Here is an 18,731-nt window from a genome sequence, read left to right on the forward strand (position 1 = left end):
ACCGTCGGCAGGCCGAGCAGCACCCCGGGGGTACGCGGAACCTGTCCCGCCTCGGCCGCGTCCCCGGCCCGGGTGCGCCGGTGCGCCAGCGGCGCGCCGTCGGCGTTCAGGTGGTGCGGGGCGGCGTACGTGACGACTGTGTGCACGATGTCGCCGGGGCGGATCTTTCCGGCCAGCTCACCGGTGGCGAAGTGCACGAGCCGACCGTCGCGGGCCCGGCCGGACATCCGGCCGGTGCGCTCGTCCTTGCGGCCCTCACCCACCGCCACCAGCACCTCGACGGTCTCGCCGACGAGCTTCTTGTTCTCCGCCCAGGTGATCTCCTCGACGCAGGCGATCAGCCGCTCGTAGCGCTCCTGCACGACCTGCTTGGGCAGTTGGCCGTCCATGGTCGCGGCCGGGGTGCCGGGGCGCTTGGAGTACTGGAACGTGAACGCCGAGGAGAACCGCGCCTCCCGCACCACGTCGAGGGTGCGGACGAAATCGGCCTCGGTCTCGCCGGGGAAGCCGACGATGATGTCGGTGGTGATCGCCGCGTCCGGCATCGCCGCCCGGACCTTCTCGATGATCCCCAGGTAGCGCTCCGACCGGTACGAGCGGCGCATCGCGCGCAGCACGTCGTCGGAGCCGGACTGCAACGGCATGTGCAGCGAGTGGCAGACGTTGGGCGTCTCGGCCATCGCGGCGATCACGTCGTCGGTGAAGTCCTTCGGATGCGGGCTGGTGAACCGCACCCGCTCCAGCCCGTCGATGTCGCCGCAGGCGCGCAGCAGCTTGCCGAAGGCGTACCGGTCGCCGAACTCGACGCCGTACGAGTTGACGTTCTGCCCGAGCAGCGTCACCTCCAGCACGCCGGAGTCGGCCAGCGCGCGGACCTCGGAGAGGATGTCGCCGGGGCGGCGGTCCTTCTCCTTGCCGCGCAGGGAGGGCACGATGCAGAACGTGCAGGTGTTGTTGCAGCCGACGGAGATCGAGACCCACCCGGCGTACGTCGACTCGCGCCGGGTCGGCAGCGTGGAGGGGAAGACCTCCAGCGACTCCAGGATCTCGACCTCGGCCGCGGCGTTGTGCCGCGCCCGGTCCAGCAGCGCCGGCAGCGAGCCGATGTTGTGCGTGCCGAAGACGACGTCCACCCAGGGCGCCTTGCGGACGATGTCGCCGCGGTCCTTCTGGGCGAGGCAGCCGCCGACGGCGATCTGCATCCCGGGGTGCTTCGCCTTCACGGGGCGCAGATGACCCAGGTTGCCGTAGAGCCGGTTGTCGGCGTTCTCCCGGACCGCGCAGGTGTTGAACACCACCACGTCGGGCTGCTCGTCGGCCTCCGCGGCGCGCACGTACCCGGCGTCCTCGAGGAGGCCGGAGATGCGCTCGGAGTCGTGCACGTTCATCTGGCAGCCGTACGTACGCACCTGGTAGGTGCGCGGGCTGCCCGCGGCTGCGGTAGTCATGACCCGGACAGCGTATCCGGGTGGAGCCGATCGGATCGAACGAGGAGGAGCCGTGTGCCGGAGCATCAAGACCCTGCGTGAGCCGTACGTCCCGGTGGTGACCGAGGAGGACATCCGCGCCGCCGCGTTGCAGTACGTCCGGAAGATCTCCGGATTCCGAACCCCGGCGGCGCACAACGCGGCCGCGTTCGACGCCGCGGTGGACGCCGTGGCCGCCGCCACGGCGACGCTGCTCGACCAGCTCGTGGTGCGGGGGCAGCAGCCGGCGGCCCGGGGCTGAGCCCGGGACCGCCACCGCTCGCCGCCGGTGGGGGCACGGCGGCGAGCACCGCTCATGGGCGCGCGCCGGCGCCCGCGCTCAGGCGGCGGCGAGCGCCGGGGCGACCGTGTCCGGCGCCCAGCGGGAGCGGTGGCACTGTGACCAGCCCCGGCAGCGCGCGTCGGCGACGGTGCAGAGCCGGTGGTGGCTGAGCACCTCGCCGTCGTCGGTGTCGGCCACGTCGAAGTGCACCGGCCGGATCGTGCCGTCCGGCGCGACCAGCAGGTGCCGGCCGGCGTCGAGCGTGTCGTCCCGCGTCAGGCAGTTGCGGCCCAGCAGCCGGGCCAGCGCCGCGATCGCGGGCAGCTCGGTCAGGCTCTCGGGCACGCCGTAACAGTCGACCACGGTGCCGTACAGCCCGGGCGCCTCCCACACGTCGCAGACCACCGCGTACGCGGGGAGCCGCATCGGGTCGGCGACGGCCATGGGCATCACCACCCGGCCGAGCGCCTCGGCCAGTGCCGGGTAGACCTCCACCGGCTCGCCGCCGTCGATTCTCCAGTTCCACAGCTCGGTCATGCCGCCTCCTCGCTGCGCTCGTTCCACCGGCCTCCGGATCGGGCCTTAATGACGATGGTGGGGTGCATTTGACCTCAGCCGGGCGCAAGTTACCGGTCTGTGACCATTCCGGGCAAAATTCCCTCGGGCGACGTTGCCCAGAGTAGCTGGAAGATGACAGTTTATCGGGTACGGTGCCCCGGCGGCGGCTGGCCGCGCCGTGGATCCGGCGGCTCAGCGCACCCGGATCAGGTGCTCCGACGCGGGCAGCAGCTCACCGATCACCGTGCCGCCCGGCACCTCACCGGCGACCAGCAGGCCGCCCGAGGTCTGCGCGTCGGCGAGCAGCAGCCGCTCCCCCTCGTCCGCGCCGCCGAAGTCCGTCCACGGGGTGACCCACTCCAGGTTGCGCCGGGTGCCGCCGCTGACGTACCCGTCGCGCAGCGCCTCCCGCGCGCCCGTCAGATACGGCACCGCCGCCGCGTCGATCGCCACCGTCAGGCGGCTCGCGCGGGCCAGCTTCGAGGCGTGCCCGAGCAGGCCGAAGCCGGTCACGTCGGTGCCGCAGCGGATGCCCGCGGCCACCGCCGCGCGGGCCGCGTCCCGGTTGAGCCGGACCATCGACTCGACCGCCTCGGGGAAGCGCTGCCCGGTCTGCTTGTGCCGGGTGTTGAGCACGCCCACACCGAGCGGCTTGGTCAGCGACAGCGGCAGCCCGGCCCGCCCGGCGTCGAGCGTGATCAGCTCCTCCGGCCGGACCACGCCGGTGACCGCCAGGCCGTACTTCGGGCCGTCGTCGTCCACGCTGTGCCCGCCGGCCAGGTGGCAGTTCGCCTCCCGGGCCACGTCCAGACCACCGCGCAGCACCTCGCGGGCCATCTCCGGCGGCAGCACCCCGCGCGGCCAGCAGAGCAGGTTGAGCGCGACGAGCGGGGTACCGCCCATCGCGTACACGTCGGAGAGCGCGTTGGCGGCGGCGATGCGCCCCCAGTCGTAGGCGTCGTCGACCACCGGGGTGAAGAAGTCGGCGGTGCACACCAGACCCGTACGCTCGTCCAGCCGGACCACCGCGGCGTCGTCGCCGTTCTCCAGGCCGACCAGCAGGTCGGCCGAGCCGCCGGTGGCGCCGAGCCCGGCGACCATCGCCTCCAGCTCGCCCGGTGGGATCTTGCAGGCGCAGCCGCCACCGCGGGCGTAGTCGGTCAGCCGGATCGCGTCGGTCATCGCCTCATGATCTCCGGCCTGCGGCTTCGGCGCCAGTCGGCCCACCCGGACTGTGACGAAATTCGGACGGGCCGGTATGCAGGTGACCGGTGTTACCGCTCCGTGACCATCTGAGTTGCGTTCTGCCACATCACCCCGCCTACAGTTGCCCAACCGGGGGTCGACCGACCCCCGAATTCCGCCATGGACGACAGGGACGGTGGACGACGTGACGACGGGCGACCCGCTGATCGTGCTCGACGGGGTCAACAAGTGGTTCGGGCCGCTGCACGTGCTCGACGACGTGTCCCTCTCCGTCGGCCGGGGCGAGGTGGTCGTCGTGATCGGCCCGTCCGGCTCCGGCAAGTCGACGCTGTGCCGCACCATCAACCGGCTGGAGCCCATCGACTCCGGCACCATCACGTTCGACGGGCAGCCGCTGCCGGCCGAGGGCAAGCCCCTGGCCAAGCTGCGCAGTGAGGTCGGCATGGTGTTCCAGTCGTTCAACCTCTTCGCGCACAAGACCATCCTGGAGAACGTCGCCCTGGGGCCGGTCAAGGTCCGCAAGGAGAAGCCGGCCGCCGCCCGCGAGCGCGGCCTGGCCCTGCTGGACCGCGTCGGCATCGCCAACCAGGCGGACAAGTACCCGGCACAGCTCTCCGGCGGTCAGCAGCAGCGGGCGGCGATCGCCCGCGCGCTGGCCATGCAGCCCAAGGCGATGCTGTTCGACGAGCCCACCAGCGCGCTGGACCCGGAGATGGTCGGCGAGGTGCTCGACGTGATGACGTCGCTGGCGAGCGAGGGCATGACCATGGTCGTGGTGACCCACGAGATGGGCTTCGCCCGGCACGCGGCGAACCGGGTCATCTTCATGGCCGACGGCAAGCTGGTCGAGGACGCGCCGCCGGCTGAGTTCTTCGCGAACCCGCGCAGCGAGCGGGCCAAGGACTTCCTCTCCAAGATCCTCACCCACTGAGCGTCCGTAGTGGAGTCGTCCCGTCGGCTCCGTCGAAGAAGGAGATGTGTATGCGTTACAAGCGCGTGGCGGCGGTGGCCATGATGGCCTCGCTCGCCCTTTCCGCGGCTGCCTGTGGCAAGGAGGGGAACCCGGCTCCCAGCGGCGGCGGCAACGCCAGCGGTGGGGCGCAGGGCGACAACTGCAGCAGCTCGGGCGTGACCTTCACCCCGAAGACGGACGCCAACGTCGCCGGCAGCCCGGCCTTCGAGAAGATCAAGTCGGCCGGCAAGGTCGTCATCGGCGTCAAGTTCGACCAGCCGAACCTCGGCTACAAGGACGCCCAGGGCAAGCGGTGCGGCTTCGACATCGAGATCGCCCAGTACGTCGCCAGCACGCTCGGCGTCGACCCGGCGAAGATCGAGTACAAGGAGATCGCGTCCGCCAACCGGGAGACCGCGATCAAGGGTGGCGAGATCGACTACTACGTCGGCACGTACTCGATCACGGACAAGCGCAAGAACGACGTCTCCTTCGCCGGCCCGTACTTCGTCGCCGGCCAGGACCTGCTGGTCCGCAAGGACGAGTCGTCGATCACCGGCAAGGACACGCTCAAGGGCAAGAAGGTCTGCTCGGCCACCGGCTCCACGCCGATCCAGAAGATCCGCGACGAGGGCCTGACCGAGGGCGAGAACATCGTCGAGTTCAAGACCTACTCGGAGTGCGTCTCGCAGCTGCTCGACAAGAAGGTCGACGCGGTGACCACCGACGACGCCATCCTCAAGGGCTACGCCGCGCAGAACCCGGACGAGCTCAAGGTCGTCGGCCAGCCGTTCAGCACCGAGAAGTACGGCATCGGCCTGCCCAAGGACGACAAGGCGCTGCGTGACTACGTGAACGACCAGATCGAGGCGGCGTTCACCGACGGCACCTGGAAGAAGATCTACGACGGCACGCTCGGCAAGTCCGGCTCGCCGGCCACCCCGCCGCAGCTCGAGCGGTACTGACGGTCCGCACCGACGTCGGACCGGGCGGGGAGGTCCTCCTCCCCGCCCGGTCCCGTCTGGAGAGAGTGAGAGCGAGGTATGGGCGAGTTCTTCCGCGTCCTGACGGACAACGCGAGCCTGTTCCGCGAGGGGTTCTTCAACACCGTCAAGCTGTTCCTGATCGCCGGCGTCGGCAGTCTCGTCCTCGGCATGCTGCTCGGCGCGATGCGGGTGTCCCCGGTGCCCGCGCTGCGGGCGTTCGGCGCCACCTACGTCAACCTGGTGCGCAACACTCCCCTGACGCTGGTGTTCGCGTTCCTCGTCTTCGCGGTGCCGAAGCTGGACGTCAACATCGACTACTTCAACAGCGCCTGCATCGCGCTGATCGCGTACACCTCGGCGTTCATCTGCGAGGTGGTCCGCTCCGGCGTGAACACCGTCGCCACCGGCCAGGCCGAGGCGGCCCGCGCGCTGGGCATGACGTTCGCCCAGGTGCTGACGCTGATCGTGCTGCCGCAGGCGCTGCGGGCCATGGTCCCGCCCATGATGAGCGTGCTCATCGCCATGCTGAAGAACACCACGATCGCCGCCGGCTTCTCCGTGCTGGAAGCCGGCGCCATCCCGGCGTACATGTCGGAACGGGGTGAGCCGCAGTTCATCGTGCTCACCTGGATCGTGATCGGCTTCCTCATCCTGATCATCCCGCTGGTGGTGCTCCAGCGGATCCTCGAGCGCAAGTGGGCGGTGGCCCGATGAGCAGCAGCAGCGTCCTCTACGACATCCCCGGCCCGAAGGCCCGGATGCGCAACCGGATCCTCGGCATCGTCTCGATCGCGGCGATCGTGGCGCTGATCGCGTTCGTGGTCTACAAGTTCAACGAGACCGGCCAGTTCGAGGCCCGCAAGTGGGAGCAGTTCCAGTACGCGGCCGTGCAGCGGGAACTGCTGAACGGCCTCTGGGCCACGCTGAAGGTCGCCGCCGTCGCCACCGTGCTGGCGCTGCTGTTCGGCGCGTTCTTCGCCAGCGCCCGGCTCAGCGACAAGGTGCTGTTCCGCGCTCCCGCCACGTTCGTGGTGGAGCTGTTCCGGGCCATCCCGCTGCTGATCCTGATCTTCTTCGGCTACTACGTGCCGTTGCAGTACGGCTGGCCGATCGACAAGTTCTGGGCGCTGGTCATCGGGTTGACGCTCTACAACGGCTCGGTGCTGGCGGAGATCTTCCGCGCCGGCATCAACGCCGTGCCGTACGGGCAGTCCGAGGGCGCGTACGCGATCGGCATGCGCAAGAACCAGGTGCTGCGGCTGATCCTGCTGCCGCAGGCGTTCCGGTCGATGCTCCCGGCGATCGTGAGCCAGCTCGTCGTCCTGCTCAAGGACACCGCGCTCGGCTTCATCATCACGTACCCGGAGCTGCTCTTCGTGGGCAAGCAGATCGGCGGCCGGCTGGCGTTCGGTCTGCCGTACGTGCCGACGTACCTGATCGTCGCGGCCATCTACATCAGCATCTGCGGCCTGCTGTCGGTGCTGGCCTGGTGGTTGCAGAAGCGACTGACCCGGCTGCCGCGCACCGCGGCCAAGCCGGTGGCGGCCACGCAGACCGACGGTGGCACCGGCGCCACGTCGCTCTGAGCTGACGTCGTCCGACGGACACGGAACGGGCGGGTGGGGAGAACCCCACCCGCCCGTTCTCCGTTGTCCGCCCGCCGCTCAGCGGGCGATCTCGGTGACCCGCGACTCGCGCACCACTGTCACCCGGATCTGACCCGGGTAGGTCAGCTCCTCCTCGATCTGCTTGGCCACGTCCCGGGCCAGCACCGCCGCGCCGATGTCGTCAACGTCGTCCGGCTTGACCATCACCCGGATCTCCCGGCCCGCCTGCATGGCGAAGACCTTCTCCACGCCCAGCTTGCCGGCCGCGATCTCCTCGATCCGCTCCAGCCGCTTGACGTACGCCTCGAGGCTCTCCCGCCGCGCACCCGGCCGCCCGCCCGAGCAGGCATCAGACGCCTGGGTCAGCACCGCCTCGATGGTCTGCGGCGGCACCTCGTTGTGGTGCGCCTCGATGGCGTGCACCACGTCCTCGCTCTCGCCGTACTTGCGGGCCACGTCCGCGCCGATGATCGCGTGGCTGCCCTCGACCTCGTGGGTGAGCGCCTTGCCGATGTCGTGCAGGAACGCGCACCGCTTGATCGTCGGCACGTCCAGCCGCAGCTCGGCGGCCATCACCCCGGCGATGTGCGCGGTCTCCACCAGGTGCTTGAGCACGTTCTGCCCGTACGACGTGCGGTAGCGCAACCGGCCCAGCAGCGTGACCAGCTCCGGGTGAATCTCGGTGATGCCGACCTCGACCAGCGCGTCCTCGGCGGCCCGGAGGCACAGCTCCTCCACCTCCTGCCGGGCCAGGTCGTAGACCTCCTCGATCCGGTGCGGGTGGATCCGGCCGTCCAGCACCAGCTTCTCCAGCGTGACCCGGCCGACCTCGCGGCGTACCGGGTCGAAGCAGGACAGCAGCACCGCCTCGGGCGTGTCGTCGATGATCAGGTTGACGCCGGTGACCGACTCGAAGGCGCGGATGTTGCGCCCCTCGCGGCCGATGATGCGCCCCTTCATCTCGTCGCCGGGCAGGTGCAGCACGCTGACCACGCTCTCCGCGGTCTGCTCGCTGGCGACCCGCTGGATGGCGTCCACGACGATGTTGCGGGCACGCTGCTCGGCGCTGCCCCGGGCGTCCGCCTCGATCTCCCGGACCAGCAGCGCGGCCTCCCGCTTCGCCTGCCCCTCGATCGACTCGACAAGCTCGGCGCGGGCCGCGTCGGCGGTCAGGCCGGCCACCCGCTCCAGCTCCCGGCGGCGCTGCTCCTCCACCTCGGTCAGCACCCGCTCGCGCTCGGCCAGGGCGGCCTCCCGGGCGGCCAGCGCCGCGGTGGCGGCGGTGAGCTGCCGTTCCCGCTCGGCCAGCCGCTCCACCTCCTCGGTGTGCAGCCGCTCCCGCTCGTCCATCCGGGCGGCGCGGCGTTCCACCTCGGCCGCCTGCTCCCGGGTGGTGGCGGCCAGCACCGCCACCTCCCGCTCGCCGCTGCGCCGTGCGGTGGCGCGCAACTGCTCGGCGTCCGCCTCGGCCTGCTTGTGCGCGCGCTCCAGCACCGTGTCGGCCTCGGCGCGGGCGTCGTCGAGCACCCGCCGCGCCTCGGCCCGGGCCGCCTTCGCCTCCGCCTTGGCGGCGGCCGCCTCGGCCCGTGCCGCGGAGGCAGCGGACTTCGCCACGTCGATGGTGCTGTTCACCTCGTCGGCGGCCGTCCGCAACGCCGCGAGGGACTGTTCCTGCCGGTCCTTCTCCGCGATGAACGCCGGGTCCTCCGGCGCGGGCGCCAGGCTGAGCCGCTTGAGGGTACGCACGCCGAACAGCACGGCGCCGACCACCACCACGACCAGCAGCAGCACGACCAGGAGGAGGACGATGTCGAAGGCGCTCATCGAGCCGCTCCGCACCGGTACGCGGGCACACTCGCCCGCCGATGCCCGGTAGCCGGGTTGTCGCCCGCCGATGCGGGTTCGGGGCCGTGTGGCAGACCGCCGGTGAACCTGTGCCGCCCTGCCATGGCCGCCTCCCCCTGAAACGTCGGCGCCGCAGGACACGCGCGAAGGACACGCGCCTGCGGCTCTGGACGCCCGACCGGAGCGGCTGGCTGTGGGCAGCTTTCCGTCGGCGGTGTCCCTCATGGGGCACCGCTGGCGGCCGGTTGCAGTTGTCGGAGGCTGCGAAAGGTTCCGGAGCTTCCGTCAAGGGCCGGTGTAGCTGGCCAAAGTGATGCTGTTCTGTTACGAGATCTATGTTGTGCGCTTAGCCTGCGCTGGTCGGGCAAAGTGAGCCTGTATGGCGAGGCTAGGTCGCGAGGGGCCGTTCGGTCAAGGAGTCATGATCAAACCACCCGGACGGAGAGAAGTTGCGGCGTCACTCAGTGGTGATCAGATGCCGGACAGGCCCGGACAAACCCCGCCCTCCGGCGCCGCTGCTCGCCGCTCCCGACCTGCTCAGGCCCCCTCCCCCATCGACGCCGCCCGCCACTCGCCCACACGATCAAGGAGTTGGCGTCACTCCACGGGCCCTCGGGTGACACAAACCCCTTGATCACCGCGCTGGGCCACCCGGCCCGTCGCAGGCACGTGAGGGCACCCCCTCCCCCCTCCCCGCACGATCATGAGGTTGACGGGCGTGATCATGAAGTTGGCCTGGACAAAACGGACGGGAGGTGCCGTCAACTTCATGATCGACCGGGCTGGAGCGGGCGGGGGCGGGCGGGGGCGGGCGGGAGCGGGCGGGGGCGGGAGCGGGACCGGGCGGGGTGGGCCGGGTGGGTGGGCCGGGCGGGGTGGGTCAGGGAGCGGCGGTGGTGCGGGCTGTGGTTACCAGGGTGGCGTTGTCGGGGGTCTGGGTGCCGTCGGGCAGCAGCAGCGTGTCCTCAAGGCCGATCCGGGTGTGCAGACCCCGCCGGACCGCCTCCGCGTACACCGGCCAGGTGGCCGGGCCCTCGCCGTGCAGCAGCACCGGCGGGTGCCCGTCGGGCAGCGCGGCGAGGATCGACGCCGCGTCGGCGAGAGCCGTCTCGACCTGCTCGGCCATGCACTCGACGAGGACCCGCCCGGCGGGCGTGGACCAGCCGCGCCAGGCGTCGACCGCCGCCGGCGTCCACAGGCCGGCCTCGACCATCACGCCGCGCTCGTGCAGGGCGGCGGCGACCTCGGCCGCCCCGGGTTCGTGGGCGTTGACCGAGGCGAAGTCGGGCAGCACCGTCCAGGCGCGGACGGCGGCGACCCGCACGGCCGGGTCGGGGACGATCCAGGCGCCGGTGCTCACGCCGACCGGCAGGCCGGGACGGGCGGCCCGGATGGCGGTGACCGCAGCGGCGATCACCGCCGGGTCGAGCGACTCGGCTCCGGCCTCGTCGCGCGGGTGCACGTGCACCGCCGCCACCCCGGCGGCCGCGCAGCGCACCGCGTCGGCGGCCAGTTCGGCCGGGGTGAGCGGCACGGCGGGGTGCTCGTCCCGCCGTCGGGTGCCGTTGAGACACGCCTTCAGCACGGGTGTGCGCCTCCCCCTCGGGACGGCGGCCGCGACACCGGCCGCCGGTCGGTCAGTCGAGTCGGCGGGAGTCGAGGTCGTGCTCGGCGTCGGCCAGCGCGTCCGCGTCGATGTGCTCGGCGAACTCGGCCGCCTCGGCGCTCTGCGCGGCGAGCGCGTCCTTCACCGCCCGGATCGCCACCCCGGCCGGGTAGCCCTTGCGCGCCAGCATGCCGACCAGGCGCCGGAACACCGCGTCCGGCTCGCCCCTGGCGGTGCGCAGCTTGCGGTCCACCAGGGCACGGGCGGTCTGCGCCTCGGTCTCGTCGTCCAGCCCGTCCAGTGCCGCGCCGGCCACCTCGCCGTCGACGCCGCGCTGGCGCAGCTCGTTGGCGAGCGCCCGGCGGGCCAGCCCGCGGCCGTTGTGCCGGCTGCTCACCCAGGCGCGGGCGAAGGCGGCGTCGTCGACGATGCCGACCTCGTCGTACCGGTCGAGGACCTGCTCGGCGACCTCCTCGGAGATGCCGCGCCGGGCCAGCGCGCCGGCCAGCTCGGCCCGGGTGCGCGGGCGCACCGCGAGCTGCCGCAGGCAGATCTCCCGGGCCACCTCGGCCTCGTCGCGCGGCGGAGCCGGAGCCTCCCCTGCATCGGGCTCCGCCGCGCGATCACGGCGTCCCCGGCGAGGCCGGGGCGTACCTGTGGCGTCGCCCGTACGGGGTGGGCCGGCATCCCAGCCCCGGCCCGTACGGGCGCGTCGTCCTGCCACGGGTCAGCGGATCAGAAGTCGACCGGCGGCAGTTCCGGGCCACCGGCGGCGTCACCGGCACCACCGGTGCCGACGCCGAGCTTCTCCAGGATCTTCTTCTCGATCTCGGCCGCCACGTCCGGGTTCTCGCGGAGGAACTCGCGGGCCTTCTCCTTGCCCTGGCCGAGCTGGTCACCGTCGTAGGTGTACCAGGCGCCGGACTTGCGGATGATCGCCTGCTCCACGCCGACGTCGATCAGCGAGCCCTCGCGGGAGATGCCCTTGCCGTACATGATGTCGAACTCGGCCTGCTTGAACGGCGCGGCGACCTTGTTCTTCACGACCTTGACCCGGGTGCGGTTACCGACCACGTCGGTGCCGTCCTTGAGGCTCTCGATGCGGCGCACGTCGAGCCGGACCGAGGCGTAGAACTTCAGCGCCCGGCCACCGGTGGTGGTCTCCGGGCTGCCGAACATCACGCCGATCTTCTCGCGGAGCTGGTTGATGAAGATCGCGGTGGTGCCGGTGTTGTTGAGCACACCGGTGATCTTCCGCAGCGCCTGGCTCATCAGCCGGGCCTGGAGACCGACGTGGCTGTCGCCCATCTCGCCCTCGATCTCGGCGCGCGGCACCAGGGCCGCCACCGAGTCGATCACGATGATGTCGATCGCGCCGGAGCGCACCAGCATGTCGGCGATCTCCAGCGCCTGCTCGCCGGTGTCCGGCTGGGAGACCAGCAGGGCGTCGGTGTCGACGCCGAGGGCCCGTGCGTACTCCGGGTCGAGCGCGTGCTCCGCGTCGATGAACGCGGCGATGCCACCGGCCCGCTGGGCGTTCGCCACCGCGTGCAGCGCGACGGTGGTCTTACCGCTGGACTCCGGACCGTAGATCTCGACCACCCGGCCGCGGGGCAGACCGCCCACGCCGAGCGCCACGTCGAGCGCGATGGAGCCGGTCGGGATGACAGCCGTCTGCACGACGGGCCGCTCCCCCAGCCGCATCACCGAACCCTTGCCGAATTGCTTGTCGATCTGAGCGAGAGCAAGGTCGAGCGCCTTCTCCCGGTCAGGCCCTGCTGCCATCGTTGCCACCCCTGCCTTCGCCGGCGTCTTTCCTGAGCTTCGCGTCACGCGGGACACGCTAGGCGCTGGGTCCGACAGAAAACCAGCCGACGGGCCGTGAGCTGTGGACGAGCACCCCGCTGTGGACAATAGCCGAACAGGTGTACGACTGGGCAAGCGACACGCGGGATCGATGAAAAGGCTGCTCAGCGTAGTCGGGCGGGCACCCGGTCGGGATACGCGGCGACCACGGCACGCCAGACCACGTGCGTTTGCTCACCGGCCGCGAGCGCCTGCTCGATGGTCCGCCCGCCGAGCTGGGACAGCACCTGGTCCCTGGCGATGCTGGCCGCGTAGCCGGGCCCGAACGCCTCCTCCAGCCGCGTCCAGAAGTCGGTCAGCCGCACGTGTTCAGTCCTCCTCGTCGAGTGGTGCCGTGCCGGTACGGCGCAGTGCCAGCGCCACCAGCGGCACCACCGCGATCGCCGCCAGCAGGGTGAGCGTCGGGTACCCCACGGCCCGCATGACGAACCCGCTCGCCGCCGCCGCACCCGCCCCGGCCAGCCCCATGAGCAGATCGGACAGGCCCTGCACGCCGGGCCGGTCGGCGGTGGGCACCGACTCCGACAGCAGCGTCGAGCCCGCCACCATCGTGCCCGACCAGCCCAGCCCGAGCAGCGTCAGCCCCACCGACAGCAGCGGTGTGCTGTGCCCCGCGGTGCCGGAGACCGCGCACGCGGCCAGCAGCAGCGCGACCCCGCCGAGGATCACCGGCCGCCGGCCGAACCGGTCGGTGAGCCACCCCACCACCGGCGACAGCGCGTACATGCCGGCGATGTGCAGGCTCAGCACCAGGCCGACCACCGGCAGGACGTCCGCGTCGGAGTGCCACTCGCCGAGGTGCACCGGGGTCATCGACATCACCGCGACCATCACCAGGTGCCCCACCGCGACAGCGGCGATGCCGAGGCGGGCGGCCGGCCGCCCGCGTACCGTGCGCCACGCGGCGGCCATGCCACCGCGGCGGGCGACAGCCGGTGCGGCGCCCGCCGCCGGCTCGGCCGCCGTCAGCCGGCGCGCGGTGAGCAGCGGGTCCGGCCGGAGCAGGACCAGGAGTACGACGGCGGTGAGCGTGAACGCGACGGCGCTGAAGGCGAACGGGCCGGCCAGCGCCGGCAGGCCCCAGCCACGGGTGGTCTCGTCGGCGAGCGCGGCGAAGTTCGGCGCGGCCACCGCGCCGATGGTGGTGGCCCACACGACCAGCGAGAGCTGCCGTCCCCGGCGGTGCGGCTCGGCCAGGTCCACCGCCGTGTAGCGGGCCTGGAGGTTGGCCGCCGTGCCGCCGCCGAACAGCAGCATGCCGACGAAGAGCAGCGGCACCAGGCGCGTCGCGGTGGCGACCACCACCAGCACGCCGCCGACCGCGCCGACCGCGTACGCGAGGACCAGCCCCGGCCGCCGGCCACGCGCGGTCATGAGCCGGGTGACCGGGATGGCGAGCAGCGCGGCGCCGACCACCCCGGCGCTCTGCGCCAGCCCGGCCAGGGCGGTACCGGCGACCCGGGCGGCGAGCAACGCGCCGACCGAGATGCCGATGGTGACGCCGATGCCGCCGATGATCTGGGTGAGGAAGAGCAGCCGGACGGTACGCCGCTGGATGCCGGCGACGTCGGGCCGGGGCGGGGCCGGCGCGGTCAGGTCGGTGGACATGCGGCGCTCCTGGTGGGGACGGGTGCCCCATCCTCCCGCACCGGCCCGCCCGGCCGGCACCCGGTTTCGCTACAGGCCGAGGCCCCGGCCGATGATCTCCTTCATGATCTCGGTGGTGCCGCCGTAGATGGTCTGCACCCGGCTGTCCAGCCACGCCTTGGCCACCGGGTACTCCGCCATGAAGCCGTAGCCGCCGTGCAACTGCACGCACCGGTCGGCGACCTTGGTCTGCAACTCGGTGGTCCACCACTTGGCCTTCGCGGCGTCGGTCACCGACAGGCGGCCGGCGTTGAACTCGGCGATGCAGTGGTTGACGAAGGTCCGCGCGATGGTGACCTCGGTGTCCAGCTCGGCCAGCAGGAACCGGTTGTGCTGGAACCGGCCGATCGGCCGGCCGAACGCCTCCCGGGAGCGGGCGTACTCGATGGTGAGCGCGAGCAGCTTCTCGCAGGCCGCCACCGCTGCCACGGCGATGCTGAGCCGTTCCCGGGGCAGGTTGGCCATCAGGTGGTAGAAGCCGTGGTTCTCGGTGCCGATCAGGTTCTCCGCCGGCACCCGGCAGTCGTCGAAGAACAGCTCGGCGGTGTCGTTGGCCTTCAATCCGACCTTCGCCAGGCGGCGGCCCCGGCTGAAGCCCGGCGTGCCGCTCTCCACCACGACCAGGCTCACCCCGTGCGCGCCCTGCTCGGGCGCGGTCTTGACCACCACGACCACCAGGTCGGCCATCTCACCGTTCGTGATGAACGTCTTCTGCCCGTTGAGGACCAGGCTGTCGCCGTCGCGGACCGCGCTGGTGCGGATGCCGGCCAGGTCGCTGCCCGCGCCCGGCTCGCTCATCGCGATCGCGGTGACCAGGTCGCCGGAGCAGAAGCCCGGCAACCACCGCTTGCGCTGGTCGCCGGTGGTCAGCTCGGTCAGGTACGGCGCGACCACGTCGTTGTGCAGGCCGAACCCCAGACCCGAGCACCCGGACGCGACGATCTCCTCGTCCAGCACCGCGTTGAACCGGAAGTCGCGCTGCCCGCCGCCGCCGTACTCGGGGTCGACGTCCGGGCCGAGCAGCCCGGCCGCGCCGGCGGACCGCCAGACCTCCCGGTCGACGATCCCGTCGGCCTCCCAGCGTTCGTGGTGCGGCACCGCCTCCCGGGTCAGGAACCGGCGGCACAGGTCGCGGAACTCGTCGTGGACGGGCTCGTAGAGATGCTGCTCCATGTCGGCAAGTCTGGCACCGCTCAGCCGCCCCGGACAGGGGCCAGTGCCGCTCGCAGCCGGCGCTCCCGGCGGCCGGTGCGGACGGCCTCGGCCAGGATCGCCACCAGGACGATCCCGAACCCGACCGCGGCGAACTTCCACCCGGCGCGGATCGCGAGCACGATCAGCGGGCCGAGCAGCACCACACCGCCGACCGCTCCGAACAGCGCTCCCCGGCGTATCGCGGCGAGGTTGTCCGCCACCGCCGCGCGCCCCGCCTCGTCGGCGGGCGGCTCGCCCCGGCGCAGCGCGGTCTCGGTGACCGCCCAGGCGGCGGCCCGCTCCGCGTCGGCGCCGCGCGCCGCCCCCAGCCGGCCCATGAGGAAGAGGTACAGAACCCCCCAAATCACGGCGTTCAGGCCAGCCCCGAGCACCGCGGTCGGCAGAGGTTCGTCCCGATCCACCCAGAGCCGGACCGGCAGCCAGGCGACTCCGAAGATCAGCATGGACACCACGTAGGGGCCCGGAGCACCCAGCCGGAGCAGCGACACGCGAGGTCGGGAGTCGGCCATACCGGGGCCGTACCCCTGTGTGCCGTCCGCCAATCCCCTGTGGATGGTGGCGGCTGGGTGGAAGGCACGCCAGGATGGCCGGATGAGCACACTCACGGGGAAGCAGGTCGCCGAGGCCGGGCTGGACGGGTGGACGTACCTGCTGGGGGCGTTGCAGACGCGCATCCGTACCCCCGATTTCGCGGCCGGACTGGCGCTGGTGGCCGCGGTGGGCGCGGAGGCCGAGCGGGTCGATCATCATCCCGATCTGGACCTGCGCTACACCCACGTGGACGTGCGGCTGTGGTCGCACGACGCGGGTGGGGTGACGCAGCGTGACCTGCGGCTGGCCCGGACGATCGCGGCCCTGGCCGCGGACGCCGGGCTGACCCTGTCGGCCGCCGGGCTGGCCCGCCTGGAACTCGCGCTGGACACCCCGGAGCACGCGGCGGTCCTGCCGTTCTGGCGGGCGGTCCTGACCTGGCAGTCGCCGGACGGCCGGGGCCCGGACGACGACGAGGTACGCGACCCGGACGGCGTGCTGCCGACGGTCTGGTTCCAGCGCTCCGGCCTCGACGAGCCCCGGCAGCGGTGGCACCCGGACGTGTGGGTCGACCCGGCCGAGGTGGACGCGCGCATCGCGGCGGCGCTGGCGGCGGGCGGGACGCTGGTCAGCGACGCGGAGGCGCCGAGCTTCTGGGTGCTCGCCGACCCGGACGGCAACCGGGTCTGCCTCTGCACCTGGCAGCAGCGCCCCTGAGACCGGGGCAGCGGCGCGCGCGGCCCGGCGCTAGCGTGCCCGATGTGGACGCACACGCGCTGATCGAGGAGTTCAACGCGGCCTGGCTGCGGGGTGACCTGGCCGCGGTGTCGGCCTGCCTGGCCGAGGACGTCACCTACTGCCCGAACGCCTGGGACGGGCCGGCCGGCACGGTACGGGGCCGGGCGGCGGTGGCCGAGGTCTTCGCCGGGCAGCTCGGTCCCGGCGACGGTCCGGCAGACGGCGCGGTCTGGGCCACCGGCGACCGCGCCGTCTGCGAGTGGGCCTGGCCGCCGGCCGAGGACGGCACCGTGCTTCGCGGGCTGGACGTCTACCGGGTCCGGGACGGGCGAATCGTCGCCAAGGACGTGTTCGGCAAGATCACTTCTTGAGCGCCTTGGCGGCCACCTTCAGGTCGGCGACCAGGCCCTCGTACGCCACGTCCTGGTTGTCGGCGCGCAGCACCGCGGACGGATGGATGGTGGCGAGCAGCCGGGCCGCCGGGGCGTCGGCGACAGCGCCCGTCCGGTCGACCGGCACGCGCTCGAAGTCCTCCGGGTGCTGCGCGGCGGCGGGCCAGGGCAGCAGCTCGCCGCGCTGCTTCGTCACCCGGAAGCTCGGGCCGAGCAGCGCCTTGGCGGCGGTGGCGCCGAGCACCACCACGATCTCCGGACGCAGCCGGGCGAACTCGGCGACCAGCCAAGGCCGGCAAGCGGTGACGTGCACGCGGTCCGGGGTCTGGTGGATGCGCCGCCTGCCGCGCAGCTCGAAGCGGAAGTGCTTCACGGCGTTCGTCAGGTAGATCTGGGCGGGGTCGAGCGCCGCGTCGTCGACGGCCTTGCGCAGCAGCCGCCCGGCCGGCCCGACGAACGGCAGCCCTTTCTGGTCCTCGATGTCGCCCGGCTGCTCGCCGACGAAGACCACCCGCGCGTGCTCGTCGCCGCGGCCGAAGACGGTCTGGGTGGCCTCCCGGTACAGCTCACAGCCCCGGCAGTCGCCCGCCGCGGCGCGTAGTTCGTCGATGGTGTCCGCCGACGGCGGGATGAACTCCTGTGCTCCGGGTGCGCTCTCGGTCTCGGCCATGCCGATCGTTCTACCCCGTCCGGCGGTGCGCACGCGAGCGGCCCGCCGCGCTGTCCGGAGGTGTTGAGAAGGGGCCCTTCCTATACCGAATGCGTTAGGAGGGGGCCCTTCCTTCCCGCGGTGAGGGCGTCGGCGAGCGCCGGGATGTCGGCCTCGTCCAGCGCGCTCACCGAGACGCGCACGGCGGGGGCGGCGGCGATCCGGTACAGGCCGCCGGGGGCGAGCGACCACCCGGCGTCGCGCAACGTCGTGATCGCCACCGTCTCGTCGGGCACCGGCACCCAGACGTTGATCCCGGTACGCCCGTGCGCGACCGTCCCGCGCGCGGCGAGCGCGGCCACCAGCCCGTCGCGCCGCCTGTCGTAGCTGTCCGCCGCGCGCCGGACCAGCTCGGCGGTGGCCGGGTCGCGCCACAGCGACACGACCAGGCGTTGCAGCACCGTGGAGACCCAGCCGGCGCCGACCCGCGCCCGCCCGGCCACCCGGGCCACTGTGGCCTCGTCGCCGGTCAGCACCGCGAGCCGCAGGTCGGGCCCGTAGGGCTTGCTCACCGACCGGACGAAGGCCCACGCCGGGGTCGCCCCGGCGAGCGGGTGCAGGGGTACGCGGGCCAGCTCGGCGGCGTGGTCGTCCTCGATCAGCAGCAGGTCGGCCCGGCCGGCGAGCAGCGTCCGCAGCGCGCCGGCCCGGTCGGCGGAGACGGCGGCGCCGGTCGGGTTCTGCGCCCGGCTGGTCACCACGAGCGCCCGGACTCCGGCGGTGAGCGCCGCCCGGACGCCGCCGACGGTGGGGCCCTCGTCGTCCACCGGCACCCCGACGGTACGCAGCCCGAGCGCGGCGATCAGGTCGAGCAGGTTGGCCCAGCCCGGGTCCTCCACCGCCACCGCGTCGCCGGGGCGCAGGTGGGCGGCGAGCAGCCGTTCGATGCCGTCGAGCGCGCCGCCGGTGACGGTCAGCTCGGCGGCCGGCACGCGATCGGCGGCGAGCCGGTCCCGGGCCAGGGCGGCCAGCTCGGGCAGCACGGCGTCGGTCGCGTACCCACCGGGGGGTCCGATCTCAGTGGCGAGCGCTGCCAGGTGCGGGCCGAGCGGGGGCAGCAGCCGGGGGTCGGGCTGGCCGGCGGAGAGGTCACGGCCGCCGGGCAGCGGCGGGGGCAGCAACGC

20 protein-coding genes are annotated in these 18,731 nt (G+C 72.6%); 7 read left to right on the forward strand and 13 right to left on the reverse strand.

Going from position 1 to position 18,731, the window contains the following annotated elements; genetic code table 11:
- Positions 1-1,448 (reverse strand): tRNA (N6-isopentenyl adenosine(37)-C2)-methylthiotransferase MiaB (gene miaB, locus AC2CHG_RS21400; RefSeq protein ID WP_484525422.1); only part of this gene is annotated, 1,448 nt, incomplete at its 3' end.
- A 52-nt stretch (positions 1,449-1,500) separates the two neighbouring features.
- Here miaB and AC2CHG_RS21405 point away from each other — a divergent pair.
- A complete protein-coding gene (locus AC2CHG_RS21405) occupies positions 1,501-1,728 on the forward strand; it encodes a DUF2277 family protein (RefSeq protein ID WP_013284740.1) in 228 nt (75 codons plus the stop codon).
- Between the two features lie 78 nt (positions 1,729-1,806).
- Here the strand turns inward: AC2CHG_RS21405 and AC2CHG_RS21410 are convergent, their stop codons facing one another.
- Both AC2CHG_RS21410 and selD read right to left on the reverse strand, forming a co-directional pair.
- Positions 1,807-2,286, reverse strand: coding sequence for a hypothetical protein (locus AC2CHG_RS21410; protein WP_018785973.1), 480 nt, complete (start codon positions 2,284-2,286; stop codon positions 1,807-1,809).
- Positions 2,287-2,499: 213 nt separating this feature from the next.
- Positions 2,500-3,489, reverse strand: a complete 990-nt coding sequence (selD, locus tag AC2CHG_RS21415; protein WP_262013579.1) for a selenide, water dikinase SelD — start codon at positions 3,487-3,489, stop codon at positions 2,500-2,502.
- 199 nt (positions 3,490-3,688) lie between these two features.
- Here selD and AC2CHG_RS21420 point away from each other — a divergent pair, with 199 nt between their 5' ends.
- The 4 genes from AC2CHG_RS21420 to AC2CHG_RS21435 all read left to right on the forward strand — a co-directional run bounded on the left by AC2CHG_RS21420 (position 3,689) and on the right by AC2CHG_RS21435 (position 7,037).
- Positions 3,689-4,444 carry an amino acid ABC transporter ATP-binding protein gene (locus AC2CHG_RS21420; RefSeq protein WP_366620851.1) on the forward strand — a complete coding sequence of 252 codons (756 nt, stop codon included), beginning with the start codon at positions 3,689-3,691 and terminating at the stop codon, positions 4,442-4,444.
- A gap of 50 nt (positions 4,445-4,494) precedes the next feature.
- On the forward strand, positions 4,495-5,430 hold the full coding sequence (locus AC2CHG_RS21425; protein WP_013284736.1) for a glutamate ABC transporter substrate-binding protein: 936 nt from the start codon (positions 4,495-4,497) through the stop codon (positions 5,428-5,430).
- Between the two features lie 78 nt (positions 5,431-5,508).
- Positions 5,509-6,165, forward strand: coding sequence for an amino acid ABC transporter permease (locus tag AC2CHG_RS21430; RefSeq protein WP_194802967.1), 657 nt, complete (start codon positions 5,509-5,511; stop codon positions 6,163-6,165).
- Positions 6,162-7,037, forward strand: coding sequence for an amino acid ABC transporter permease (locus tag AC2CHG_RS21435; protein ID WP_366620854.1), 876 nt, complete (start codon positions 6,162-6,164; stop codon positions 7,035-7,037). Before AC2CHG_RS21430 ends, AC2CHG_RS21435 begins: the two co-directional genes overlap by 4 nt.
- Before the next feature lie 78 nt (positions 7,038-7,115).
- Here AC2CHG_RS21435 and rny read toward each other — a convergent pair whose 3' ends face one another.
- The 8 genes from rny to AC2CHG_RS21475 form a co-directional block, all read right to left on the reverse strand.
- Positions 7,116-8,882, reverse strand: a complete 1,767-nt coding sequence (gene rny, locus AC2CHG_RS21440) for a ribonuclease Y (protein WP_484525423.1) — start codon at positions 8,880-8,882, stop codon at positions 7,116-7,118.
- Positions 8,883-9,783: 901 nt separating this feature from the next.
- Positions 9,784-10,488: a 3-keto-5-aminohexanoate cleavage protein gene (locus AC2CHG_RS21445; protein ID WP_484525424.1), complete on the reverse strand. Its 705-nt coding sequence runs from the start codon at positions 10,486-10,488 to the stop codon at positions 9,784-9,786.
- A 52-nt stretch (positions 10,489-10,540) separates the two neighbouring features.
- Entirely contained in the window at positions 10,541-11,233 is a 693-nt protein-coding gene (locus AC2CHG_RS21450) for a regulatory protein RecX (protein WP_355507047.1), read from the reverse strand.
- Between the two features lie 11 nt (positions 11,234-11,244).
- Positions 11,245-12,294 carry a recombinase RecA gene (gene recA / locus AC2CHG_RS21455; protein WP_013284729.1) on the reverse strand — a complete coding sequence of 350 codons (1,050 nt, stop codon included), beginning with the start codon at positions 12,292-12,294 and terminating at the stop codon, positions 11,245-11,247.
- A 185-nt stretch (positions 12,295-12,479) separates the two neighbouring features.
- Positions 12,480-12,680, reverse strand: coding sequence for a DUF3046 domain-containing protein (locus AC2CHG_RS21460; RefSeq protein WP_030504158.1), 201 nt, complete (start codon positions 12,678-12,680; stop codon positions 12,480-12,482).
- A gap of 4 nt (positions 12,681-12,684) precedes the next feature.
- Positions 12,685-13,983: an MFS transporter gene (locus tag AC2CHG_RS21465; protein ID WP_355507043.1), complete on the reverse strand. Its 1,299-nt coding sequence runs from the start codon at positions 13,981-13,983 to the stop codon at positions 12,685-12,687.
- A 69-nt stretch (positions 13,984-14,052) separates the two neighbouring features.
- Positions 14,053-15,195, reverse strand: a complete 1,143-nt coding sequence (locus AC2CHG_RS21470; RefSeq protein ID WP_262013585.1) for an acyl-CoA dehydrogenase family protein — start codon at positions 15,193-15,195, stop codon at positions 14,053-14,055.
- 20 nt (positions 15,196-15,215) lie between these two features.
- A complete protein-coding gene (locus tag AC2CHG_RS21475) occupies positions 15,216-15,680 on the reverse strand; it encodes a hypothetical protein (RefSeq protein ID WP_484525425.1) in 465 nt (154 codons plus the stop codon).
- A gap of 148 nt (positions 15,681-15,828) precedes the next feature.
- Here AC2CHG_RS21475 and AC2CHG_RS21480 point away from each other — a divergent pair, with 148 nt between their 5' ends.
- Complete coding sequence (locus AC2CHG_RS21480; RefSeq protein WP_484525426.1) at positions 15,829-16,485, forward strand: 4a-hydroxytetrahydrobiopterin dehydratase; 657 nt, start codon at positions 15,829-15,831, stop codon at positions 16,483-16,485.
- 44 nt (positions 16,486-16,529) lie between these two features.
- Positions 16,530-16,877, forward strand: a complete 348-nt coding sequence (locus tag AC2CHG_RS21485; protein WP_262013587.1) for a nuclear transport factor 2 family protein — start codon at positions 16,530-16,532, stop codon at positions 16,875-16,877.
- Here AC2CHG_RS21485 and AC2CHG_RS21490 read toward each other — a convergent pair.
- Positions 16,867-17,568 (reverse strand): UdgX family uracil-DNA binding protein, encoded by a 702-nt coding sequence (locus AC2CHG_RS21490; protein WP_262013588.1) that lies wholly within the window; start codon positions 17,566-17,568, stop codon positions 16,867-16,869. The two genes, AC2CHG_RS21485 and AC2CHG_RS21490, sit on opposite strands and share 11 nt — an antisense overlap.
- A gap of 80 nt (positions 17,569-17,648) precedes the next feature.
- Positions 17,649-18,731: aminotransferase class I/II-fold pyridoxal phosphate-dependent enzyme (locus AC2CHG_RS21495; RefSeq protein ID WP_484525427.1), on the reverse strand; the 1,083-nt coding region annotated here is incomplete at its 5' end.

It is taken from the genome of Micromonospora sp. ATLC20, from assembly GCF_057196585.1.

Excerpts from the sequence above, each read along its gene's own strand:
- AC2CHG_RS21470 (WP_262013585.1), bottom strand. The coding sequence starts at position 15,195 with ATGGAGCAGCATCTCTACGAGCCCGTCCACGACGAGTTCCGCGACCTG.
- AC2CHG_RS21480 (WP_484525426.1), top strand. The coding sequence starts at position 15,829 with ATGAGCACACTCACGGGGAAGCAGGTCGCCGAGGCCGGGCTGGACGGG.
- rny (WP_484525423.1), bottom strand. The coding sequence starts at position 8,882 with ATGAGCGCCTTCGACATCGTCCTCCTCCTGGTCGTGCTGCTGCTGGTC.
- recA (WP_013284729.1), bottom strand. The coding sequence starts at position 12,294 with ATGGCAGCAGGGCCTGACCGGGAGAAGGCGCTCGACCTTGCTCTCGCT.
- AC2CHG_RS21430 (WP_194802967.1), top strand. The coding sequence starts at position 5,509 with ATGGGCGAGTTCTTCCGCGTCCTGACGGACAACGCGAGCCTGTTCCGC.
- AC2CHG_RS21410 (WP_018785973.1), bottom strand. The coding sequence starts at position 2,286 with ATGACCGAGCTGTGGAACTGGAGAATCGACGGCGGCGAGCCGGTGGAG.
- AC2CHG_RS21435 (WP_366620854.1), top strand. The coding sequence starts at position 6,162 with ATGAGCAGCAGCAGCGTCCTCTACGACATCCCCGGCCCGAAGGCCCGG.
- AC2CHG_RS21465 (WP_355507043.1), bottom strand. The coding sequence starts at position 13,983 with ATGTCCACCGACCTGACCGCGCCGGCCCCGCCCCGGCCCGACGTCGCC.
- selD (WP_262013579.1), bottom strand. The coding sequence starts at position 3,489 with ATGACCGACGCGATCCGGCTGACCGACTACGCCCGCGGTGGCGGCTGC.
- AC2CHG_RS21425 (WP_013284736.1), top strand. The coding sequence starts at position 4,495 with ATGCGTTACAAGCGCGTGGCGGCGGTGGCCATGATGGCCTCGCTCGCC.
- AC2CHG_RS21490 (WP_262013588.1), bottom strand. The coding sequence starts at position 17,568 with ATGGCCGAGACCGAGAGCGCACCCGGAGCACAGGAGTTCATCCCGCCG.
- AC2CHG_RS21475 (WP_484525425.1), bottom strand. The coding sequence starts at position 15,680 with ATGCTGATCTTCGGAGTCGCCTGGCTGCCGGTCCGGCTCTGGGTGGAT.